General features: G+C 71.3%; 23 protein-coding genes. 5 read left to right on the top strand and 18 right to left on the bottom strand.

The window, feature by feature from the left end; all coding sequences use genetic code 11:
- Positions 1-3: 3 nt before the first annotated feature.
- From nusB to KK087_RS14090, 3 genes are all read right to left on the bottom strand, one after another.
- The gene (nusB, locus tag KK087_RS14100) at positions 4-456 is read right to left on the bottom strand and encodes a transcription antitermination factor NusB (RefSeq protein WP_017887176.1); all 453 of its coding nucleotides are present in this window, start codon (positions 454-456) and stop codon (positions 4-6) included.
- An 11-nt stretch (positions 457-467) separates the two neighbouring features.
- Entirely contained in the window at positions 468-1,031 is a 564-nt protein-coding gene (gene efp / locus KK087_RS14095; RefSeq protein WP_017887175.1) for an elongation factor P, read from the bottom strand.
- A 210-nt stretch (positions 1,032-1,241) separates the two neighbouring features.
- A complete protein-coding gene (locus KK087_RS14090; RefSeq protein WP_214566127.1) occupies positions 1,242-2,933 on the bottom strand; it encodes an ABC1 kinase family protein in 1,692 nt (563 codons plus the stop codon).
- Between the two features lie 160 nt (positions 2,934-3,093).
- On the opposite strand from KK087_RS14090, the gene KK087_RS14085 reads away from it, so the two are divergent.
- Both KK087_RS14085 and KK087_RS14080 read left to right on the top strand, forming a co-directional pair.
- Positions 3,094-3,402, top strand: a complete 309-nt coding sequence (locus KK087_RS14085) for a hypothetical protein (RefSeq protein ID WP_214566125.1) — start codon at positions 3,094-3,096, stop codon at positions 3,400-3,402.
- On the top strand, positions 3,402-3,581 hold the full coding sequence (locus KK087_RS14080; RefSeq protein WP_152377801.1) for a hypothetical protein: 180 nt from the start codon (positions 3,402-3,404) through the stop codon (positions 3,579-3,581). Before KK087_RS14085 ends, KK087_RS14080 begins: the two co-directional genes overlap by 1 nt.
- 9 nt (positions 3,582-3,590) lie before the next feature.
- Here the strand turns inward: KK087_RS14080 and aroB are convergent, their stop codons facing one another.
- The 9 genes from aroB to KK087_RS14035 form a co-directional block, all read right to left on the bottom strand.
- On the bottom strand, positions 3,591-4,688 hold the full coding sequence (aroB, locus tag KK087_RS14075) for a 3-dehydroquinate synthase (protein WP_194621869.1): 1,098 nt from the start codon (positions 4,686-4,688) through the stop codon (positions 3,591-3,593).
- Positions 4,685-5,332: a shikimate kinase gene (locus tag KK087_RS14070; RefSeq protein WP_214566123.1), complete on the bottom strand. Its 648-nt coding sequence runs from the start codon at positions 5,330-5,332 to the stop codon at positions 4,685-4,687. The genes aroB and KK087_RS14070 overlap by 4 nt, the downstream gene beginning before the upstream one ends.
- Complete coding sequence (gene aroC, locus KK087_RS14065; protein ID WP_214530903.1) at positions 5,329-6,549, bottom strand: chorismate synthase; 1,221 nt, start codon at positions 6,547-6,549, stop codon at positions 5,329-5,331. Before aroC ends, KK087_RS14070 begins: the two co-directional genes overlap by 4 nt.
- Positions 6,550-6,591: 42 nt before the next feature.
- Positions 6,592-8,205, bottom strand: coding sequence for an endolytic transglycosylase MltG (gene mltG, locus KK087_RS14060; RefSeq protein ID WP_250901136.1), 1,614 nt, complete (start codon positions 8,203-8,205; stop codon positions 6,592-6,594).
- 93 nt (positions 8,206-8,298) lie between these two features.
- Positions 8,299-8,742: a Holliday junction resolvase RuvX gene (gene ruvX / locus KK087_RS14055; RefSeq protein ID WP_214530926.1), complete on the bottom strand. Its 444-nt coding sequence runs from the start codon at positions 8,740-8,742 to the stop codon at positions 8,299-8,301.
- A gap of 8 nt (positions 8,743-8,750) precedes the next feature.
- A complete protein-coding gene (alaS, locus tag KK087_RS14050) occupies positions 8,751-11,408 on the bottom strand; it encodes an alanine--tRNA ligase (RefSeq protein WP_214566121.1) in 2,658 nt (885 codons plus the stop codon).
- Positions 11,409-11,467: 59 nt separating this feature from the next.
- Entirely contained in the window at positions 11,468-11,650 is a 183-nt protein-coding gene (locus KK087_RS14045) for a hypothetical protein (RefSeq protein WP_214566119.1), read from the bottom strand.
- A gap of 123 nt (positions 11,651-11,773) precedes the next feature.
- The gene (gene rpsD, locus KK087_RS14040; protein ID WP_017887166.1) at positions 11,774-12,403 is read right to left on the bottom strand and encodes a 30S ribosomal protein S4; all 630 of its coding nucleotides are present in this window, start codon (positions 12,401-12,403) and stop codon (positions 11,774-11,776) included.
- 249 nt (positions 12,404-12,652) lie between these two features.
- Positions 12,653-14,005: a replication-associated recombination protein A gene (locus KK087_RS14035; RefSeq protein ID WP_214566176.1), complete on the bottom strand. Its 1,353-nt coding sequence runs from the start codon at positions 14,003-14,005 to the stop codon at positions 12,653-12,655.
- A gap of 139 nt (positions 14,006-14,144) precedes the next feature.
- On the opposite strand from KK087_RS14035, the gene KK087_RS17695 reads away from it, so the two are divergent.
- Positions 14,145-14,957, top strand: coding sequence for a peptidylprolyl isomerase (locus KK087_RS17695; protein ID WP_214566118.1), 813 nt, complete (start codon positions 14,145-14,147; stop codon positions 14,955-14,957).
- A gap of 113 nt (positions 14,958-15,070) precedes the next feature.
- Positions 15,071-16,303, top strand: a complete 1,233-nt coding sequence (locus tag KK087_RS14025) for a DUF349 domain-containing protein (RefSeq protein WP_214530893.1) — start codon at positions 15,071-15,073, stop codon at positions 16,301-16,303.
- A 71-nt stretch (positions 16,304-16,374) separates the two neighbouring features.
- Here the strand turns inward: KK087_RS14025 and KK087_RS14020 are convergent, their stop codons facing one another.
- Genes KK087_RS14020 through KK087_RS14000 form a run of 5 tightly spaced genes read right to left on the bottom strand, consistent with a single transcriptional unit; the run spans position 16,375 to position 19,664 of the window.
- Complete coding sequence (locus tag KK087_RS14020) at positions 16,375-17,337, bottom strand: bifunctional riboflavin kinase/FAD synthetase (RefSeq protein WP_214545305.1); 963 nt, start codon at positions 17,335-17,337, stop codon at positions 16,375-16,377.
- 8 nt (positions 17,338-17,345) lie between these two features.
- Positions 17,346-17,825 (bottom strand): hypothetical protein, encoded by a 480-nt coding sequence (locus tag KK087_RS14015; RefSeq protein ID WP_214530889.1) that lies wholly within the window; start codon positions 17,823-17,825, stop codon positions 17,346-17,348.
- A 45-nt stretch (positions 17,826-17,870) separates the two neighbouring features.
- Positions 17,871-18,236 (bottom strand): hypothetical protein, encoded by a 366-nt coding sequence (locus tag KK087_RS14010; protein WP_214530887.1) that lies wholly within the window; start codon positions 18,234-18,236, stop codon positions 17,871-17,873.
- Positions 18,233-19,195 (bottom strand): tRNA pseudouridine(55) synthase TruB, encoded by a 963-nt coding sequence (gene truB, locus KK087_RS14005; protein ID WP_214566116.1) that lies wholly within the window; start codon positions 19,193-19,195, stop codon positions 18,233-18,235. The genes KK087_RS14010 and truB overlap by 4 nt, the downstream gene beginning before the upstream one ends.
- A 22-nt stretch (positions 19,196-19,217) precedes the next feature.
- On the bottom strand, positions 19,218-19,664 hold the full coding sequence (locus tag KK087_RS14000; protein ID WP_214566109.1) for a hypothetical protein: 447 nt from the start codon (positions 19,662-19,664) through the stop codon (positions 19,218-19,220).
- 22 nt (positions 19,665-19,686) lie between these two features.
- Here KK087_RS14000 and KK087_RS13995 point away from each other — a divergent pair, with 22 nt between their 5' ends.
- A complete protein-coding gene (locus tag KK087_RS13995; protein ID WP_439647697.1) occupies positions 19,687-20,616 on the top strand; it encodes an HhH-GPD family protein in 930 nt (309 codons plus the stop codon).
- Here KK087_RS13995 and rbfA read toward each other — a convergent pair.
- The gene (rbfA, locus tag KK087_RS13990) at positions 20,613-21,083 is read right to left on the bottom strand and encodes a 30S ribosome-binding factor RbfA (RefSeq protein ID WP_214530881.1); all 471 of its coding nucleotides are present in this window, start codon (positions 21,081-21,083) and stop codon (positions 20,613-20,615) included. The two genes, KK087_RS13995 and rbfA, sit on opposite strands and share 4 nt — an antisense overlap.
- Positions 21,084-21,115 lie beyond the last annotated feature (32 nt).

The raw sequence follows: 21,115 nt of genomic DNA, 5'->3' as shown, positions 1-21,115 counted from the left end.
ACCCTACCGGGACTCCTGGTCTCCTGCGACCGTCCGACCGGACGGTGCACGACCCCCGGCGACGGCCCCGAGCACGCCGTTGACGAAGCCCGCCGAGTCCTCGGTGGACAGCGACTGCGCGAGCTCGACCGCCTCGGCGATCGCGACTGCGTCGGGCACCTCCGGGTTGAACCGGAGCTCCCAGACGGCCATGCGCAGGATGCAGCGGTCGAGGACCGGCATCCGGGCGATCGACCAGCCCTGGGCGTGGTCGACGATGACGGCGTCGATCTCGTGCCGGGCGTCGTCGACACCCGTGACGATCTGGCGTGCGTAGTCCCAGCTGGAGGCACGCTCCGGCTGGTCCAGGTGCCGGACCGTCTCGGTGGCGAGCACGTCGGCGATCGGCAGCTCGCGCACCTCGGCCACGTACAGCATGTCGAGGGCGCGCTTGCGGGCCTTCGAACGAGCACTCATACGGTCAGCGCCTAGGAGTTGACGCGGCCGAGGAAGCTGCCGTCGCGCGTGTCGATCTTCACCAGGGTGCCGCTCTCGAGGTACAGCGGGACCTGGATGCGGTGACCGGTCGCGATGATGGTCGCGTCCTTGGTACCGCCGGAGGAACGGTCGCCCTGCAGGCCGGGCTCGGTCTCGACCTCGGTGACGATCGACGTCGGGAGCTCGACGTAGAGCGGGTTGCCCTCGTTCATCGCGATGGTGACCATCGCGGACTCGAGCAGGTAGTTCTTGGCGTCGCCGACCACGGTCGCCGAGACCGGGATCTGGTCGTACGTGTCGGTGTCCATGAACACGTAGGAGTCGCCGTCCTCGTAGAGGAACTGGTAGTCACGACGGTCGACGACGGCGGTGTCGATCTTCGCGCCGGCGTTGAACGTGCGGTCGACGACCTTGCCGGAGACGACGTTCTTCAGCTTCGTGCGGACGAACGCGCCGCCCTTGCCCGGCTTGACGTGCTGGAACTCGACGACCGACCACAGCTGGCCGTCGATGATGAGAACGGCGCCGTTCTTGATGTCTGTGGTACTGGCCATGAGTCGTCGGTGTCCCGTTCGGTCGTGTTGTGAAGTGTCCTCGGGCCGCGGACGGCCCCGGACGAGTGTAGCGGACGCCCGCGCGGCGGCCGCAGCGGCCGAGCATGCGCGCCCCAGCGGCCTAGCATGCGCGCCGCAGCGGCGGGGCGTGCACGCCACGCCGCAGCGGCGGGGCGTGCACGCCACTGCGGCGCGACGTGCACGCCCCGCTCAGCGCCGCCGGCGGGCGCGCCAGGCGTCGATCGCCGCCCAGGCGAGCAGCACCACCGCCGCTCCCCCGAGCAACGCGCCGGCCACGCCGGTGGACAGCGCAGCGGTCGGCCGTGCCGGGAGCGCCAGGTAGACGATCGCCAGGACCCCCGCCCCGGCGCCGAGCAGCACGAGCAGGATCCTCCGGATCATCCCGGACACGAGCTGCCGGTCGCGGCTGTCCGCGAAGAGCCGGATGTTCACGGTGAACCGTCCGGTCTCGATCGCCTCGCCGATGCGGTCCACCCGGCGCGGCAGCCGACGGGCCGCCGACACGACGCCGAGCAGCTCCTTCACCGCGAGGTCGCGCAGTTTGCCGGGTCGCAGCTGGTCGGTGATCTGCTCCCGGGCGAGCCCGCGGGACTCCTCGAGCAGGTCGAACGAGGGCGCGAGCGTGCGGAGTGTGCCCTCGAAGATGGCCAGGGCGCGGGCCGCGGCGACGAAGTCCGGCGGCGGCTTCAGCCGGTAGCGGCCGAAGACCTCGACCGCGTCGTCCACCGTCTCGACCCCGATGCGGGCACCCGGGCCGAGCTCGTCCGCGACGAACCGGGCGATGTCCCGACGGAAGTCGGGCTCGTCGTGCGCATCGCGCACGGGCGCCATCCGCAGGACCGCATCGGCGATGCGCGACGTGTCGTCCTGCAGGTAGGCGGCCAACAGGTCCTGGACCGTGTCCCGGAGACCCGGGTCGAGCCTCCCGACCGATCCGAAGTCGATCAACGCGGGCCGCCCGTCGGGCAGCACCAGGACGTTCCCCGGGTGCAGGTCCGCGTGGTACAGGCCGTCGAAGACGACCTGGCGCAGGAAGGCGCGGAGGATGGCGCGCATCGGCGCGTCGAGGTCGCGCTCGGAACGCTCGGCGCGGATCGCGCTGAGCGTGTCGCCCTCCAGGAACTCCATCACGAGCACCCGCCGGCCGGACAGGTCCGGGTAGGGGTCCGGGAACCGGACTTCGTCCGGACGCGCGCTGCGGGCCTGGGCCGCACGCAGCGCGGTGAGGTTGCGGAGCTCCGAGACGAAGTCGACCTGACGGATCAGGTCGTCCGCGTACTGGGCCGCGATGTCCTGCACCCCCACCTGCCGTGCCTCGGTCGACCACCGGGCCATGAACCGGACGACCCGCAGTGCGATGTCCACGTCGCGGCGCACCGCTGCGTCGATCCCCGGCCGCTGCACCTTGACGGCGACCGCGGTGCCGTCGGGCAGCCGGGCACGGTGCACCTGCGCGATGGACGCCGCTGCGACGGGCACCGGGTCGAACGTCGCGAAGACCTGGTCGACCGGGGCGCCGAGCTCCTGCTCGAGGAGCGCGCGGACCTCGTCCGCCGGGGCCGCCGTGACGTTCCGCTGCAGGTGCGCGAGCCCCTCGGTCCACTCCTCGGGGAGCAGGTCGTCGCGGGTGGAGAGCAGCTGGCCCATCTTCACGAACCCGCCACCGGCTTCCTCGAGCGCCCGGCGCAGGTGCTCGGCCTGGTCGCGGCGCAGGTCCGAGGTGGCGGGGTCGTGCGAGAAGTCGAGCCGCCTAAACGGCACCAGGTGGTGGCGGCGGGCGATCGAGAGGAGTTCGGTGAAGCGCCGGCTCCGGGACCGCAGCGAGCCGGTGTCGGCGTCGCGCGGGCCGGAGAGGTCGCTCAGTCGGGGTGGGGTGGGCACGTCCGCCAGTCTGCCCCCCGGTGCTGGATCCGCAGCGTGCGGCCGGCGCAGTCCGTCACGTCCCTGCCGTCGTCCTCCACAGCCTGGAGGCCCGGCGCGGCTTCCACAGGTCGGCGCGGGCCCGGCGCGGGGGCTCGGTCCTGCAGTGGACACTCGCGCCGTGGAGACAGCACTGATCGCGGCGTGCATCGCCGCCGGAGCGGCGATCGTCGCCGCCGTCGTCAGCTGGTTCGGGGCGTTCCAGAGCCGACGGACGTCCGATCGTGACCACGCCTGGCATCGGTTCACCTGGGCCGTCACACAGCGGCCGGACATGAACACATACGACATTTCGACAACGGTGCTCCGAGACCTGGAGACCGTACCGTGGTGGTCGAAGGCCGATCGCCGACTCGCGAGCCGAGCGCTCCGCAGGCGAGCCAGCGCCGACCAGGCACACCACGACGACGAACGAAGGGACACCGACTGATGTCGATCCTGCGACCGCTCCCCGACGCACCCGACCTCGACGAGGACGACGACGTCCTCTTCGCCTGGGACCACGGCGCCACCGTCGATGAGTGGCGGGAATCCCAGCGCACCGGCGTGGTCACCGTCTCGACGCGTGTCACCTGGTGGTGGCGCAGGACGCGTCGGGTCCTGCGCTGACCGGTGTGGCTAGACGCCGACCTCCTGGTAGGCGGTGAAGAGCAGGTGGTCCTCGGGGCCCTCGAGCACGACGGGCTTGCCGACGCCGTCCAGGATGATGAACCGCAGCATGCCGGCACGGGCCTTCTTGTCACGACGCATCGTGGCGAGGAGCCCCTGCCAGCGCCCGACGCCGTACGAGGTCGGCAGGTCGAGCGACTCGAGGATCGCCCGGTGCCGGTCGACCGTGGCGTCGTCCAGGTGACCGGTGAGTCGGGCGAGCTCGGCGGCGAACACCATGCCGACCGACACCGCCGCCCCGTGGCGCCACTGGTACCGCTCGGCGTGCTCGATCGCGTGCCCGAGGGTGTGCCCGTAGTTCAGGATCTCGCGTCGGCCCTGCTCGGTGAAGTCGTCCGAGACGACCTCGGCCTTGAGCGCGATGGCGAGCTCGACGACCCGCCGGAACTCCGGCGTCGTCGGGTCGGTCACCCGGTCGACGTCGGCCTCGACGATGTCCAGGATCTCGGGCACGGCGATGAACCCGGCCTTCACGATCTCGGCGAACCCGGTCAGGATCTCGTTGCGGGGCAGCGTGCGGGCGAGGTCGAGGTCCACGACGACGGCACGTGGAGCGTAGAAGGCGCCCACCAGGTTCTTGCCCTCGTTCGTGTTGATGCCCGTCTTGCCCCCGACGCTGGCGTCCACCATCCCGAGCACGCTGGTCGGGACGGCCACGTACGGCACACCGCGCAGCCAGGTCGCGGCGACGAAGCCGGCCAGGTCGGTGACCGCGCCGCCACCGAGGCCGATGACCGCGTCGGTGCGGGTGAAGTCGGCCTGCCCCATGATCTGCCAGCAGAAGGCGGCGACCTCGACGCGCTTGGCCCCCTCGGCGTCGGGGACCTCGGCGATCAGGGCTTCGAGCCCGGCCTCGACCAGGAGCGCGCGGAGCTCGTTCGCCCGGGCGCCGAGGGTCGGCGAGTGCACGATGAGGACCTTGGCGACACGCGGGCCCAGGATCGCGGGCAGGGCGCCGAGCAGGCCCGTGCCGACGGCCACCGTGTAGCCGTCGTCACCGCCGACCCGGATCTCGGTGGTCCCGGCGGGCAGGGTCGACTCGGTCACGGTGCTCCTTCGCTGCTGGTGGTGCTGCTGGTCGTGCTGCCGGGCGCGGTGGTGGTGCCGCTGCGCTCGGTGGTGCCGGCGTCGCTGCGCTCGGTGGTGCCGGCGTCGCTGCGCTCGGTGCTGCCTGCGTCGCTGCGCAGCCACGCGACGACCTCGTCGACCACGCGGGACATCGGGCGGCGTGACGTGTCGACCACGACGTGCGCGAGTTCCGCGTAGGTGGCCGCCCGCTCGTCCATGATCGTCTGCCAGGCATCGATCCCGCCGTTCGCCAGCAGCGGCCGGTCGGACCCGGCGATGCGGTCGGCGACGGCCTCGGGCGAGACGGTGAGCAGGACGATGCGTGCCCCGCTCAGGGCCTGCCGCGTGTCCGCGTGGGTGACGGCTCCCCCGCCCACGGCGATCACGCCGCCGGTGGCCATCGCTGCCCGGACCGCCTGGGCCTCGAGCGCGCGGAACGCCGGCTCGCCGCGGTCGGCGAAGATCCCGGGGATCGGCCCGTGCTCGCGCACGATGACCCGGTCGGTGTCCGTGAACGGGACGCCGAGGGCCTTCGCCACCCGCTTGCCGACGCTCGACTTGCCGGCGCCCATCGGGCCGATGACGACCACGGGCGCGTCGGCGCGTCGGACGTCGGTGCTCACAGGTCGGTCGAGGTCGCCGACGGCTCGGTCCGGCGCGTGCGCAGGGTCTCCGGGATCGCGGCGAGGTAGGCGTCGAGGTTGCGCTTCGTCTCGACGACGTTGTCGCCGCCGAACTTCTCGAGCACCGCGTCGGCGAGCACCAGGGCCACCATCGCCTCGGCGACGACGCCCGCCGCGGGCACGGCACAGACGTCCGAGCGCTGGTGGTGCGCCGAGGCGTCCTCACCGGAGACGACGTCCACCGTGTGCAGGGCGTGCGGGATGGTCGCGATCGGCTTCATGCCGGCGCGGACCCGCAGCACCGTGCCCGTGGACATCCCGCCCTCGGTCCCGCCGGCGCGGTCGCTCGTGCGGTAGATCTCGCCGTCTTCGCGGTACAGCTCGTCGTGGGCGGCGGAGCCCCGGCGCCCGGCGGTCGCGAAGCCGTCACCGACCTCCACCCCCTTGATGGCCTGGATGCCCATGATCGCCGCGGCGAGGCGGGCGTCGAGCCGGCGGTCCCAGTGCACGTGCGAGCCGAGGCCCGGCGGGACGCCGTAGAACAGCACCTCGACGACGCCGCCGAGGGTGTCGCCGTCCTTCTTCGCGGCCTCGACCTCGGTGACCATGCGTGCGGAGGTCTCGGCGTCGAAGCAGCGCAGCTGGTCCTCGTCGAGGCGGTCCACGTCGTCGGGCAGGGGCAGGTCCGTGCCGTCCGGGACCCGGACGGTCCCGACCTGCAGCGTGTGCGCCACCGACCGGATGCCGAGTTCGGCGAGGAACGCCTTCGCGACGGCACCGAGCGCGACCCGGGCAGCCGTCTCGCGGGCGCTCGCACGCTCGAGGATCGGGCGGGCCTCGTCGAAGCCGTACTTCTGCATGCCGACCAGGTCCGCGTGGCCCGGACGCGGTCGGGTCAGCGGGGCGCTCCGACCGCGGGACATCTCGGTGGATTCGACCGGCTCGGGGCTCATCACCTCGACCCACTTCGGCCACTCGGTGTTGCCGATGCGGATCGCGATGGGGCTGCCGAGCGAGTACCCGTGGCGGACGCCGCCGGACACGTGCAGCTCGTCCTGCTCGAACTTCATCCGCGAGCCACGGCCGTAGCCGAGCTTGCGGCGCGCGAGGTCGGCACGGATGGACTCGAACGACACCGGGACACCCGCGGGCAGGCCCTCGAGCATGGCGATCAGTTCGGGTCCGTGGGACTCACCAGCAGTCAACCAACGAAGCATGCCGCAATCCTCCCACAGCGTTCGTCCGTGCGACGTCGCCGACTACTGGTAGTCGGGGTGTGCCCGGAGCCAGGCCTGGAACCGCTCGACCGCGACCAGGTGCTGGTCGTAGGTGTCCGAGAAGACCGTCTCACCCGATTCGAGGTCGACCGTCACGAAGTACAACCACTTGCCCGAGGCCGGGGCCGTGACCGCCTTGATCGCGATGTCACCCGGGTTCGAGATCGGTGCCGGCGGCAGCCCCTCGTGCACGTAGGTGTTGTACTCGTTCGACGCGTCCGCACGCTCGGCGTCGGTCGTCGTCACCGTGTGCGTGTTGCCCGTGCCGTAGGCGACCGTGGCGTCGGACTGCAGCTTCATGCCCTGGTCGAGTCGGTTCTGGAACACCCGCGCGACCTTCGGGTAGTCGGCTGCGAGCCCGGCTTCCTTCTGCACCAGCGACGCGAACACGATGGTGCGCTCCTGGTCGGCCTCCTTGACGCCGGCGGCGGCCAGGTGTTCCTTCATGGTGTCGACCATCGACGCGAAGTACTGCTCGGCCGTCCAGCCCGGGTTGATCGGGTAGGTCGCCGGGAACAGCCATCCCTCGAGCGTCGTGACACCGGACGGCAGGTCGTACGCCGCGAGGTCCTTCGCCGCCGCGTCGACCTCCTTCTTGGTCAAACCGGCCTTCGAGACCATGCCGGCCTTGATGTCGGCCAGAGCGGTGCCCTCCGGGATGATGATCGACGCCTGCACGCGGTTGTCCTCGTCCTGCAGGGCCGCCAGCGCCGACTTCGAGCTCATCTCCTTCTTCAGCGCGTACGAACCCGGCTGGAACTGCACGTCGGGCGACGCGAGCAGGAGCTTGTAGAACACCTTGGAGTCCTTGACGACGCCGCTGCGCTGCAGCGTCGCGGCGACGTTCTCACCGATGTCGCCCTGCTTGATGGTGATGGTCACCTTCGTGGTGCCGTCGCCCGTGTAGTCGTCGGGCTCCTGCGCGCCGCTGACCGCGGCGACGAGCTGCTGGATCTTCGGGGCCGCGAACGTGTAGGCCCCGACACCGGCGGCCAGCACCACGGCGACGATGACGATCCCCGCGACGAGCGGTCCGCGTCGACGCTTCGGTCGGGGTTCGCGGGGCGGCCTGGAGGCACGTCCTCCGCCGCCTCGTCCCCCGCGTCCGCCGCCTCCCGCGGCGCCACCGCCGCCGGTCGCGTCACGGTCGTCGGTCCCGTCGGAACCGGATCCGCCGGCCGCGGCCGCGGTCTCGGTCGGTAGTTCGCCGGTCAGCAGTGCGGCGACCTCGGGGTGCAGCTCTTCGGGGCGGGTGGCGATCGGTGCGTCGGCGGGGGACGCCGGGCGATCGTCGGTCCCTGCCGATCGGTCGGGCGCCGGCTCGTCGCCTGTCGGTGCCGTGCTGGTCGGTGCCGCACTGGTCGGTGCTTCGCTCGACGAGTCGACCGCGGACGGCTCGTCCGCCGCTGCGATGCGGGCGCGTTCGGCCTCGAGGGCGCGGGCTTCCCGTCGGGACATCGGACGAGCCGGGGGTGGGTTCACCTGACCAGCGTCGTCGCGGGCATCGGTACCTGTCGTGCGGTCGGAAGTCGCCTTCCGCCGCTCGGCGTCGTTGCCGGGCGCGATGATCGCGTTCCAGTCCAGATCGTCTGCCAACGTCCTCGGTCTCTCGGTCGGGAACTCCACCTGGGCACCGTCGTCCTCACAGGTGACGACGAGAGCACCCATGTGTGGTACCGGGCAGCCCTGTCAGGGAAGCGTGGTGCCCGGAGGGGCACCGGCACTGCGCTCGTGGTCGAGCGCGTGTTGCAGAATGATAACAGCGGCTGCTTGGTCGATCACGGCCCGCGACTTCTTCGTGTTCTTGCCGGCCTGGTGCAGCCCCCGCTGAGCCGTCACCGTCGACAGTCGTTCGTCGACCAGGCGCACCGGTCGACGCGCCGCGATGCGGGCCGCGAACACGCGGGCGTCCTCGGTCGAGGCGGTGTCACCACCCGACATCGACAGGGGCAGCCCGACGACGACCTCGAGCACGTCGTACTCGTCCGCGAGGTCGAGGATGCGCCGGAGGTCCTTCGAGTCGTCGCGACGAACGGTCTCGACGGGCGTCGCCAGCAGGCCGTCACGGTCGCACACGGCGACGCCGATCCGGGCGCGGCCGACGTCGATGCCGAGCCGGCGCCCGGACCGGATGCCCACGGTCAGCCCGCGAGCCGTGCGGTCACGGCGCGGAGCGCCGCCGGGAGTGCGGCCGCGTCGGTCCCGCCGCCCTGCGCCAGGTCCGGCTTGCCGCCGCCACCGCCTCCGAGCACACCGGCGGCCTCCTTCGCGAGGGGGCCTGCCTGGACGCCCGCGGCACGAGCCGCGTCGTTGGTCGCGACGATCACGATCGGCTTCCCACCCACGACGGCACCGAGCACGACGACGGCTGCACCGTCACCGAGCTGCCCACGCACGCCGGTCGCGAGGGAGCGCAGGTCGTCGCCGGACTGCAGGCCGTCGACCGTCTCGGCGACCACCGTGGTGGCGCCGACGGTCGTGGCGTTCCGGGCGATCGCGGGCACGCGCTGCTGCAGGTTCGCCGACTCGTACTCGGCGAGCTTCTTCTGGGCGGAACGCAGGTCCTCCATCAGGCTCTGCACACGGGACGGCAGGTCGGCGCGGGGGGCCTTGAGCGCGCTCGAGAGCTGCGACACGATCGTGCGCTCGACGGCGAGGTCGCGGAACCCCTCGAGCCCGACCAGCGCCTCGACGCGGCGGTTCGTCGAACCGACGCTGGACTCCCCCACCAGGTTGACGAGCCCGATCTGGGCGCTCGACGCGACGTGCGTGCCGCCGCAGAGCTCGCGGGACCACGGGCCGCCGATGTCGACCATGCGGACCTCGGCGCCGTACTTCTCGCCGAAGAGGGCCTGCGCGCCGAGGGCCTTCGCCTCGTCGATGGGCAGGATGCGCGTCGAGACCTCGAGGTCGGTGCGGATCGCGGTGTTCACGACCTCCTCGATCTCGGATCGGGTCTCGAGCGAGACCGGCTGCGACCAGGAGAAGTCCAGACGCATGTAGCCGGACTTGTTGTACGAGCCGGCCTGCAGCGCCTCCGGCCCGAGGATGTCGCGGAGCGCCGCGTTCACCAGGTGCGTGGCGGAGTGTGCCTGGGTCGCGCCGCGACGGTACTCGGCGTCGACGACGGTGCTCGCCGCGTCACCGACCCCGACCTCGCCGGAGCGGACCTGCACCGTGTGGCTCCAGAGCCCGGAGACCGGACGCTGGACGTCGAGGACCTCGAGGTCGAAGCCGTTGCCGACGATCGATCCCTGGTCGGCGTCCTGGCCGCCGGACTCGGCGTACAGCGAGGTCTCGCCGAGGATGACCTCGGCGATGTCGCCCGCCACCGCACGATCGACGCTCACGCCGCCGACGATGATGCCGAGCACGCGCGTCTCGGCCTCGAGCGCGTCGTAGCCGAGGAAGGTGGTCTCGCCCTTCGCACGGAAGGCGCTGTACACGCTCAGGTCGGCGATCGCGGTCTTCTTGCTCTTCGCGTCGGCCTTCGCCCGGGCACGCTGCTCGGACATGAGGGTCTCGAACGCGGTGCGGTCGACGTGCACGCCGGCCTCTTCGGCCATCTCCATCGTCAGGTCGATGGGGAACCCGAAGGTGTCGTGCAGCAGGAACGCCGTGTCGCCGCCGATCGACGGGGCACCGTCCTGCTTGGCGCGCTCGACCGCGACGTCGAGGATGGTCGTGCCCTGCGCGAGCGTGCGGAGGAAGGTCTCTTCTTCCGCGTAGGCGATGCGGGAGATCCGGTCGTAGTCGGACGCCACCTCGGGGTAGGCGTCGCGCATCGCGTCGCGGGACGCGGGGAAGAGCTCCGGGAACGTCGCCGTCTCGACACCGAGCAGCCGCATCGCGCGGACCGTGCGGCGGAGCAGGCGACGGAGGATGTAGCCGCGGCCCTCGTTCGACGGGCTCACGCCGTCGGCGATGAGCATCAGCGAGGAACGGACGTGGTCGGCGATGACGCGCATGCGGACGTCGTCCTCGTGCACGGCGCCGTACCGCCGGCCGGAGATCTCGGCGGCGCGGTCGAGCACCGGCCGCACCTGGTCGATCTCGTACATGTTGTCGACGCCCTGCTTGATGAAGGCGACGCGCTCGAGCCCCATGCCGGTGTCGATGTTCTTGTTCGGCAGCTCGCCGGTGATCTCGAAGTCGTACTTCGACCGCACGTCGGCGATCTGGTACTGCATGAAGACGAGGTTCCAGATCTCGACGTAGCGGTCGTCGTCCGTCGCGGGGCCGCCGTCGATGCCGTACTCGGGGCCGCGGTCGAAGAAGATCTCCGAGCACGGGCCCGCGGGGCCGGGCTGCCCGGTCGACCAGTAGTTCGTGTCCTTGCCGAGGCGCTGGATCCGCTCGTCGGGCAGCGAGGAGTGCTGCTTCCAGAAGGCGATCGCCTCGTCGTCCTCCTCGTACACGGTGACCCAGAGGTCGTCCGCCGAGAACCCGAGTCCGCCGTCGGACTCCGCCTTGGTGAGGAACTCCCAGGCGAACTGGATCGCCTGCTCCTTGAAGTAGTCGCCGAACGAGAAGTTCCCGTTCATCTGGAAGAACGTGCCGTGGCGCGGAGTCTTGCCGACCTCTTCGATGTCGTTCGTGCGGATGCACTTCTGCACGCTCGTCGCCCGTGGGAACGGCGCCGGGATGAGCCCGGTCAGGTACGGGATGAACGGCACCATGCCGGCGACCGTGAAGAGGAGCGACGGGTCGTCGGAGACGAGGGACGCGGACGGGACGACGGTGTGGCCGCGGTCACCGAAGTACTGGAGCCAACGGCGGCGGATCTCTGCGGTCTGCATGGTGCTTCCTGGGTTCAGGTCGTGGGTGGAGGAGGGGCGTGGCGGCTCGGCCGGCGCGCTCAGGCGTCGGTGCGGAGCTCGGCCTCGCGTGACCGGTAGCCGTCCGCGACGGCACCCGTGAAGGCCTTCGTCTTGGCGTTCACCTCGGCGACGAGCCGCGCACCACCGGAGGTCTGGGCGACCTGGTGTGCGACGGCGAACCCGATGACGATGCCGACGGCGACGAAGAACAGCTGCTTCACGGTGCCTCTCCCTCTGTGCACCCGGGCGGTGCATGCCCGGACAAGCTTAGCCGCCGGTGCCGGAACGCCGAACGGCGGGTCGCCCTCGAGAGGACGACCCGCCGTTCGGGCGTGATCAGTGGATCAGCGAGCTGCGTAGTACTCGACGACGAGCTGCACTTCACAGGTCACGGGGACCTCGGCGCGCTTCGGGCGACGCACGAGGCGGGCCTGGAGCTTCTCGATCTCGACCTCGAGGTAGCCCGGGACCTTCGGGAGGACTTCCTGGTGGCCACCGGCAGCGGCGACCTGGAAGGGCTCCATCGACTCGGACTTCGCCTTGACGTGGATCAGCTGGCCCTCCTTGACGCGGAAGGAGGGGCGGTCGACGAGCTTGCCGTCCACCAGGATGTGGCGGTGCACGATCAGCTGACGGGCCTGCGCGGTGGTGCGGGCGAAGCCGGCACGGACCACGAGGGCGTCGAGGCGCTGCTCGAGGAGCTCGACCAGGTTCTCACCGGTCAGGCCCTTCGTCTTGCGGGCCTCTTCGAAGACGATGCGGAGCTGCTTCTCGCGGATGCCGTACTGGGCGCGCAGACGCTGCTTCTCACGGAGGCGGACGGCGTAGTCGCTGTCCGCACGACGGCGCGTACGGCCGTGCTCACCGGGCCCGTAGGGGCGCTTCTCGAGGTAACGGGCCGCCTTCGGCGTCAGCGGGATGCCGAGTGCGCGCGAAAGGCGGGTCTTGCTGCGGGTACGTGACTTGGTAGACACAGGGTCCTTTTCTCTGTTCGAACTGAATACTCGCCGGGCACTCCACGAACACGCTCGATGACGCAGCACGTGCTCGGCCCCGACGACGGGATCCAGAGGGATGAGCCTGTGGGATCGGACGGCTACAGTCCGAACCTCTGCCCCCGTACCACCGGAGTGGCACTCTGTCCTCGACGCAGCCGTGCTCGAGGACCAGGACGTAGGCCCGCCAATGCTAGCAGCATCGGGGCGAGCGCAGAAGCACCGACACTACTGACCGCGTGTGATCTTCCGGAGTCGTTCGAGCCGGGGCCCGACCTCGCGCTCGTACCCGTTGGCCGTCGGTGTGTAGTACTCGGTGCCCTCGAGGGCGTCCGGCAGGTACTGCTGCTCGGCCACCCCGTGCTCGGCGTCGTGCGAGTAGACGTAGCCCTTGCCGTGCCCGAGTCGCTTCGCCCCGGCGTAGTGCGCGTCCCGCAGATGCATCGGGACCGTGCCCATGCGGCCCGCCTTGACGTCCGCCATGGCCTGGTTCACGCCGTTGTAGGCGGCGTTCGACTTCGGCGCCGTCGCCAGGTAGACGACCGCCTCGGCCAGCGGGATCCGTCCCTCGGGCATGCCGATGAGCTGCACCGCCTGCGCCGCGGCGACCGCGATGGGCAGCGCCTGCGGGTCGGCCATGCCGATGTCCTCGGACGCGGAGATGATGATCCGCCGCGCGATGAACCGGGAGTCCTCGCCGGCCTCGATCATCCGGGCGAGGTAGTGCAGCGCGGCGTCGACGTCGCTCCCCCGCACCGACTTGATGAAGGCACTGATGACGTCGTAGTGCTCGTCACCCTGCCGGTCGTACCGCAGCAGTGCGCGGTCGACCGCGGCCGCCACCGTGTCGGCCTCGACGACCGGGACGGTGTCGTCGTCCTCGTCCTGCGCCGCGGTGGCCGACGCCGCCGCTGCCTCGAGCGCGGTGAGGGCGCGCCGGGCGTCACCGGACGCGAGGCGGATGATCGCGCTCCGGGCTTCGTCCCCCAGGACGACCGCACCGCCGAGCCCGCGCGGGTCCTCGACCGCGCGGTCGACGAGCATGCCGAGGTCGGGGTCGGTGAGCGGCTTGAGCGTCAGGAGCAGCGACCGGGAGAGCAGCGGCGAGATGACCGAGAACGACGGGTTCTCGGTGGTGGCAGCGATGAGGATCACCCACCCGTTCTCGACCCCGGGCAGCAGGGCGTCCTGCTGGGCCTTGCTGAACCGGTGGATCTCGTCGAGGAACAGCACCGTCGTCGACCCGTAGAGGTCGCGGTGGGTCAGCGCCTTCTCCATGACCTCGCGCACGTCCTTCACGCCCGCGGTCACGGCGGAGAGCTCGACGAACTCACGACCCGACTGCCGCGCGATCGCCTGTGCGAGGGTGGTCTTGCCGGTGCCGGGCGGCCCCCACAGGATCACGGAGACCCCGCCGGGGTTCTCCCGCGTGCCGGTGGCGAGCTGCACGAGGGGCGACCCCCGGCCGAGCAGGTGCTGCTGGCCGGCCACCTCGTCGAGGCTGGTCGGACGCATCCGGACGGCGAGCGGGACCGAACCCTGCGCGAGACCGGCGCGACCACCCGTGGTGGGCGCGTGCATGCCCGAACGATCCGCTGCCATGCTGCAATCGTAGGCCGGTCCACCGACGCGAGCCGCGCCTCCCCTGCGGTGCCGGTCGACGCTGGTGACCGTTCGGCTACGCTCGTTGCACACTGCGACGAGAGGGCAGACCAGCACCGTGGCACCGAAGAACCCAGCGCGTGACAACCGTGAGGCGCGCGAGCGCCTCCGCCTCTACCAGGCCCGTCAGGGCCTCCACGAGCGGCAGCGCCGCCGCCGTGTGCGCGACAACCTGGTCGGTGCCGGCGCCCTCGTCCTCGTGGCTGCCCTCGCCACCGGGTCGCAGCTCGCCTTCGCCGGCTCGCGGGGGTCGGACGCCCCGGACCCGAGCGCCTCCGCGTCGTCGACCGCGACGCCGTCGCCCAGCGCCACGGCCGGGAACACCGGCGACGTGCCGAGCAAGTCGATCGCGAAGGGCGCGACCTGGACCGGCACGCTGACGCTCAACAAGAGCATCGACCTCGGCATCGAGCTGGACGGTGCGAAGGCCCCGCAGGCGGCGAGCGTCGAGATCTCGTTGATCCGCGACCAGTTCTACAACGGCACCACGTGCCACCGACTCGCCGACAGCGACGGGCTGAAGTTCCTGCAGTGCGGCTCCGCGAACGGCGACGGCACCGGCGACGCCGGCTTCGAGTACGGCCCGCTCGAGAACGTGCCGGAGGACGGCGTCTACGACGAGGGCACGATCGCGATCGCCCGGTCCGACTCCCCGTACTCGCAGTCGACGCAGTTCTTCATCGTCTACGGCGACACCACGCTCGACGGCTCGACCGGCGGCTACACGGTCGTCGGGAAGGTCACGAGCGGCCTGTCCGAGCTCGAGTCGAAGATCGCCGCGAAGGGCATCGCGTCCCCCGGCAGGGACGGCACCGGCGAGCCGAAGGTCGCGACGAAGATCACCGACGCGACCATCGCGGAGGAGAAGTAGTCCACAACCCGTCGCACCGGTCGGGCGGCGGAGCCCGTCCGTGCAATAGGCTGACGACCTGACCGTGCCGACGGTGACGTCGGCGATGCACGACCACGATCGAGGCGAGACCTGTGGGATCTGACGAAGCAACGACCTGGGGGCGGGTCGACGAGAACGGGACCGTGTACGTCCGGTACGAAGAGACCGAACGTGCTGTCGGTGAGTACCCGGACGCCACCCCCGAAGAAGCCCTCGCCTACTTCGCGCGGAAGTACGCCGACCTCGAGGGGCAGGTGAAGATCGCCGAGCAGCGCGTCCAGCGCGGTGCGTCGGCCAACGACGTCGCCCGGACGGTCGAGCACCTGACGGCCCTGGTGGCCGACGCACGGGTGGTGGGCGACATCAAGTCGCTCGAGACCCGTGTGGGTGTGCTCGCCGAGCAGCTCGGCTCGCTGACCAAGGAGCAGGCGGAGCAGGCCCAGCAGGCCCTGCAGGACGCCCTGGCGCACCGCACCGCCCTGGTGGAAGAAGCCGAGGCACTCGCAGCGGTCGACCCGGCGCGCGCGCAGTGGAAGCAGATCACCGCGCAGCTCGACGACGTCTTCGCACGGTGGCAGCAGCACCAGCACGACGGCCCGCGGATCCCCAAGAACGAGGCGAACGACCTCTGGAAGCGGTTCCGCGCAGCGCGGTCCACCGTGGACCAGCACCGTCGTGCGTTCTACTCGGAGCTCGACGCGCAGCACCGTGACGCCCGGACCCGCAAGCAGGAGCTCGTCGCACAGGCCGAGGCCCTCGCGCCTCGCGGCTCCGACGCGATCCCCGACTACCGGCAGCTGCTCGACGACTGGAAGAACGCCGGCCGTGCCGGCAAGCGCCACGACGACGCACTCTGGGCGCGCTTCAAGGCCGCCGGAGACGTGCTGTTCGAGCAGCGCCACGCCGAGAGCGCAGCGGAGAGCGAAGAGTTCTCCGCCAACCTCGAAGCGAAGCAGGCGCTCCTGACCGAGGCCGAGCCGCTGCTCAAGGCGACCGACCGGGTCGCGGCGCGCAAGACCCTCACCGGGATCCAGCGCCGATGGGACGAGATCGGCAAGGTCCCCCGCGGCGACGTGCGTCGTGTCGAGGACCGCCTGCGTGCGATCGAGGACCACGTCCGTGGTCTCGAGGACGCGCACTGGAAGGAGTCCAACCCGGAGCGCAAGGCCCGTCAGAACGGCCTCGCGAGCCAGCTCGAGGACGCCATCGGCAAGCTCCAGTCCGAACTCGCCGCGGCGCAGGCCACCGGCGACGCCCGGAAGATCAAGGACGCGCAGGAAGCCCTCGACGCCCGCAAGATCTGGCTCGACGCCCTCGGCGGCTGACACCCCGCACGCACACGACGACGCCCCCGTGACCGATCGGTCACGGGGGCGTCGTCGTCGTGCTCGTCGGGTCAGACCGGCGCGGGGAGCCCGAGCAGCAGCCGGATGTCGAGGTCGTCCTGGCGCATCTGCGCCGCGAGGTCGTCCATCGACGAGAACTTCACCATGCCGCGGACGTACGAGACGAAGAGCACCGAGATGCGATCGCCGTACAGGTCGATGTCGACGTCGAGCAGGTGCGCCTCGATCTGCTTGGCCGGCACCCCTTCGAACGTGGGGTTGTTGCCCACCGACACCGCGGCCGGGTAGACCGTGCCGTCGTGCAGCACCCGGGCCGCGTAGACACCGTCCGCGGGGACGAACCCCTCGCACGCCGGGTCGAGGTTCGCGGTCGGGTACCCCATGGCACGCCCCCGCTGGTTGCCGTGCACCACGACGCTCCGCACGGAGTGTTCGCGGCCGAGGAGCCGGGCTGCTTCGGCCACGCGGCCCTGGCCCAGGAGCTCCCGGATCCAGGTGGAGGACACGCGACGCTCGCCGTCGGGTCGGACGTCGTCGATCAGGTCGACGTCGTCGATGAGCTCGACCGTGAACCCGTGCTGCTCCCCGAGCGAGCGGAGGAGCGCGACGTCACCGGCGCCCTTCGCGCCGAAGCGGAAGTCGCTGCCGACGAAGACGAGCCGGGCGTGCAGGGTGTCCACGAGGATCTCGGACACGAACGCCTCGGGCGACTTCGACTGGAGTTCCTGGTCGAAGCGGAGCAGCAGGGTGGCGTCGACCCCGGCTTCCTCGAGCAGCTCTCGGCGCTGCGCGGTGCTCGTGAGAGCCGGCGGCACGTGCGGCGGGTCGATGACGTTGAGCGGGTGGCGGTCGAAGGTCACGACGGTGGCGACGAGGTCGTGCTCGCGGGCAGCACGCTCGAGGTGCGCGATCACGGCGCGGTGACCGACGTGCACGCCGTCGAACTTGCCGATCGTGACCGCGGTCGGCCCGAACCCGTCCGCGACGTCGGCGGTGTCCTCGTAGAACTGCACGGTGGCTCCTACTCGCTCGCGGGAGCGGTCGAGGCGGCGTTCGACGGGGTGGCCGACGACGCCGTCGTCGCCGGGTCGACGGCCGCTGCGGCAGCGCGGTGGTGCTTGCGGAGCCACCAGAGCCCGGCGATCGGCAGCACGAGCGGCGCGAACGCGTAGCCCATGCCGTAGTACGACCAGATGGTGTCGTCGGGGAACAGCTGGCGATCGAACAGCGACAGGGTGCCGATGACCAGCACACCGGTCATCTCGAACACGATGGTGACGCAGGCGACCCGGTACCAGGTCCGGCCGGGGACGATGAGGGCGATCATCGCGACGATGTAGACGACGGCCGCGACGGCGCTGAGCGTGTACGCGAACGGTGCGAACGAGAACTTCTCGATGATCTGCACGACGCTGCGCCCGGTCGCCGCCAGCGCGAGGATGCCGTACACGGCGATGAGGACGCGGCCGATGCCCGTCGCGAGTGAGGATCTGGTCGCCATTGCACCGATTCTACCGACGTGCGGGGCCGACCATGACCTCCGGCGTCAGTTCAGCGCGAACCAGATCTGGTACATCCGGTAGACCATCACCGCGACGGTGAAGGCCCCGGCTCCGAGCACGACGGTGCTCCACTTCGTGCGGTCGATCAGTGCCCAGACGACCGCGGCCGGAGGCACGAGGAGCACCGACACGGCGTACACGCCGAACTCCAGCGCGTTGCCCTCGGGCGGGCTGCCCGTCACCGGCAGCACGATCGAGATGACGCCCTGCACCAGGAGCAGCAGCTCGACGAGCACGAGCGCGCCGACGGTGTAGTCGTTCGGTTTCCACCCGATGAACCCCACCACGACCGCGAACAGCCCCACCACGACCGCGAGCACCACCTGCACCCACATGAACCACTCGATCACGCGCGTGCACCCGTCTGCGAGGAGGACGACGCACCGGGCGCCGGGAAGTTCGTGATGACCCGCAGCAGTCCGCGCCGGACGGACACGAGGCCGACGAGCCGGTCGTCGTCCGCGGCGACCGCAGCAACAGGCCCGTCGGAGTCGGGGTGCTCGGCTGCCACGCGCTTGCCGTCGGTGAGGTCCTTCGCCGATGCCGCGTCGAGCGTGACCGAGGAGAAGAGTCGGCGTGCGATGTCCGCCGGGCGCGCGAGGGCCGCACGGACGTCGACGTCGTCGTCCCCGAGGTCGACGGCGTCCTGTACGTCGAACGGTCCGACCCGGGTGCGCCGCAGAGCGACGAGGTGCGCGCCGGTGCCGAGGGCCGCGCCGACGTCACGGGCGAGCGCGCGGACGTAGGTGCCGGACGAGCACGTCACGACGACGTCGAGGTCGACCACCGCGACGTCGGCGCCGTCCACGGCCACGATGCGGTCGTTCCGCGTCGTGACGTCGAACTGCGAGACGGTCACGGTGCGGGACTTCAGCTCGACGGCCTCGCCCTTGCGTGCCAGGTCGTACGCGCGACGCCCGTCGACCTTGATGGCACTGACCGTGGAGGGGACCTGGTCGATCACGCCGCGCTGCTGGGCGACGGCCGCCTCGATCGCGGCGTCCGAGACGTCGGCCGCGGCCACACCGGGAGTGGCCGTCGGCGTGCCGTCAGCGTCGTCGGAGTCCGTCGAGACGCCGAGCCGGATGGTGGCCGTGTAGGTCTTGCCGAGGCCAACCAGGTGCGTGAGCAACCGGGTGGACGGACCGATGCCGAGCAGCAGCAGCCCGGTGGCCATCGGGTCGAGGGTGCCCGCGTGACCGACCTTCTTCAGGCCCAGGCGACGACGGGCGATCGCGACCACCCGGTGACTGGAGATCCCCTGCGGTTTGTCGACGAGGAGGATGCCGTCCGGCGCGGTTTCGAGCACCAGAGGAGATTACCAGCGCCGGTCAGCAGGCGTCGTTCCACTCGCGACGCGGGTGCTCGGGGTCGGTGACGTCGAGGACGGCGGACGCCGCGATCTTGACGTCGGCGCGGCGTTCGAGCCGGCCGGACTCCTGCTCGACCCACAGCGACCAGCGCCAGAGCGTGCGCACACCCGGGGCGAGGACACCCTGCCCGTGCACGATCAGGACACCGTCGCCGGCGCCGGTCGTGCGGAAGGGCACGACGAGGTCGGACCGGAGGGTGTCCTGGTCGGCCGACGGTGCGGCGGCCGCCATCGCGGGGACCCCGTGCTGCTCGAAGCCGGTGACGAGCGCGGCGGCGACCCGTTCGAGGTCGGTGCCGTCCTGGCCGTCGATGCCGATCACGGTGCGGTTCGTGCCGACCTGCGCGATCGCCTCCGCAGCGATCGCGGCCATCGTGTCGGTCTCTTCAGGTGCCCAGCGTGCCATGCGTCCACCGTAGGCTGTCGTGGTGAACGCGAGCAGAGCCTCCCGTCCGACCGTCGACCACGTCGACGACGCGACGGCACCCGACATCGCGACCCCGCTGATCACGTGGTTCCGGCGCGAAGCGCGGGACCTGCCGTGGCGGCGCCCCGGCTTCCCCGCGTGGGGCACGCTGGTCAGCGAGATCATGCTGCAGCAGACGCAGGTCGCGCGCGTGGTCCCCCGCCTGGAGGCATGGCTCACCCGGTGGCCGACCCCTGCGGACCTGGCGGCCTCACCCCCGGCGGACGCGGTGCGCGCCTGGGACCGGCTCGGCTACCCGAGACGCGCGCTCGCGCTGCACGCCGCGGCGACCGCGATCGCGACCGACCACGGCAACGTCGTCCCGCGTGACGTCGACGCGCTGCTCGCGCTGCCGGGCATCGGGGACTACACCGCCCGCGCGGTCGCGGTCTTCGCGTACGGCGACCGGCACCCCGTCGTGGACGTCAACGTGCGTCGTGTCCTCGCGCGCGCGGTCCTCGGGCAGGGCCAGCCCGGGCCGGCGAAGGCGAAGCATGACCTGCCGCTGATGGAGTCGGTGCTGCCGACCGACCGCGAGGACGCCGCCGCCACGAACGCCGCCGTGATGGAACTCGGCGCCCTCGTGTGCGTGTCCCGCGCCCCCGCGTGCGACGCGTGCCCGATCGCGGACCGCTGCGCCTGGCGCGCGGCCGGGTACCCGGAGCACGACGGGCCGCGGGCACCGCGGCAGGCGAAGTTCGCCGGCAGCGACCGTCAGGTCCGCGGCCTGATCATGGCCGAGCTGCGTGCGAGCGACGTGCCGGTCATGCGTTCGGAGATCGAACCGGTGTGGCCGGACGCCGAGCAGCGGGACCGGGCGCTCGCGTCGCTGCTGCGCGACGGACTGGCCGTCGGGGACGACGCGAGCGGGTACCAGCTGCCCGGGGTCTAGGCGCGCGGCTCGGCTTCGTCGGTCTCGGCAGCGTCGTCGGACTCGTCGTCCTCGTCGCGCTTGTACGGGTCGGCGTCGCCGGCGTACGTCGCGCCGACCGAGGCGGCGCGGACCTGCTCGTCGCGCACCTGGGCCTGCACGAGCAGGTCCTCCATGTGCGCCGAGGTCTCCGGCAGGGCGTCGGCGATGAACTCGAGCGACGGCGTGAGCCGGGCGGTGATGTTCTTGCCGACCTCGGACCGGAGCATGCCGGTCGCGGCCTTGAGGGCGGCGGCGGAGTCCGCGCGCTCCTCGTCCGTGCCGTAGACGGTGTAGAAGATCGACGCGTGCTGCAGGTCACCGGTCACACGGACGTCGGTGATCGTGACGAACCCGAGTCGCGGGTCCCGCAGACCCTTGTCGAGTCGACGTGCGACGACTTCCTTGATGCGGTCCGCCATCTTGCGTGCGCGCTGCGGATCGGCCATTGGGTGCCTCCTGAGGAAGTGGCGGGACGCTT

The organism is Curtobacterium aurantiacum, from assembly GCF_018598555.1.
GTDB classification, from domain to species: Bacteria; Actinomycetota; Actinomycetes; order Actinomycetales; family Microbacteriaceae; genus Curtobacterium; species Curtobacterium aurantiacum.
Note: the sequence above shows the minus strand (reverse complement) of the source record. Positions and strands in the feature narration are given on the sequence as shown.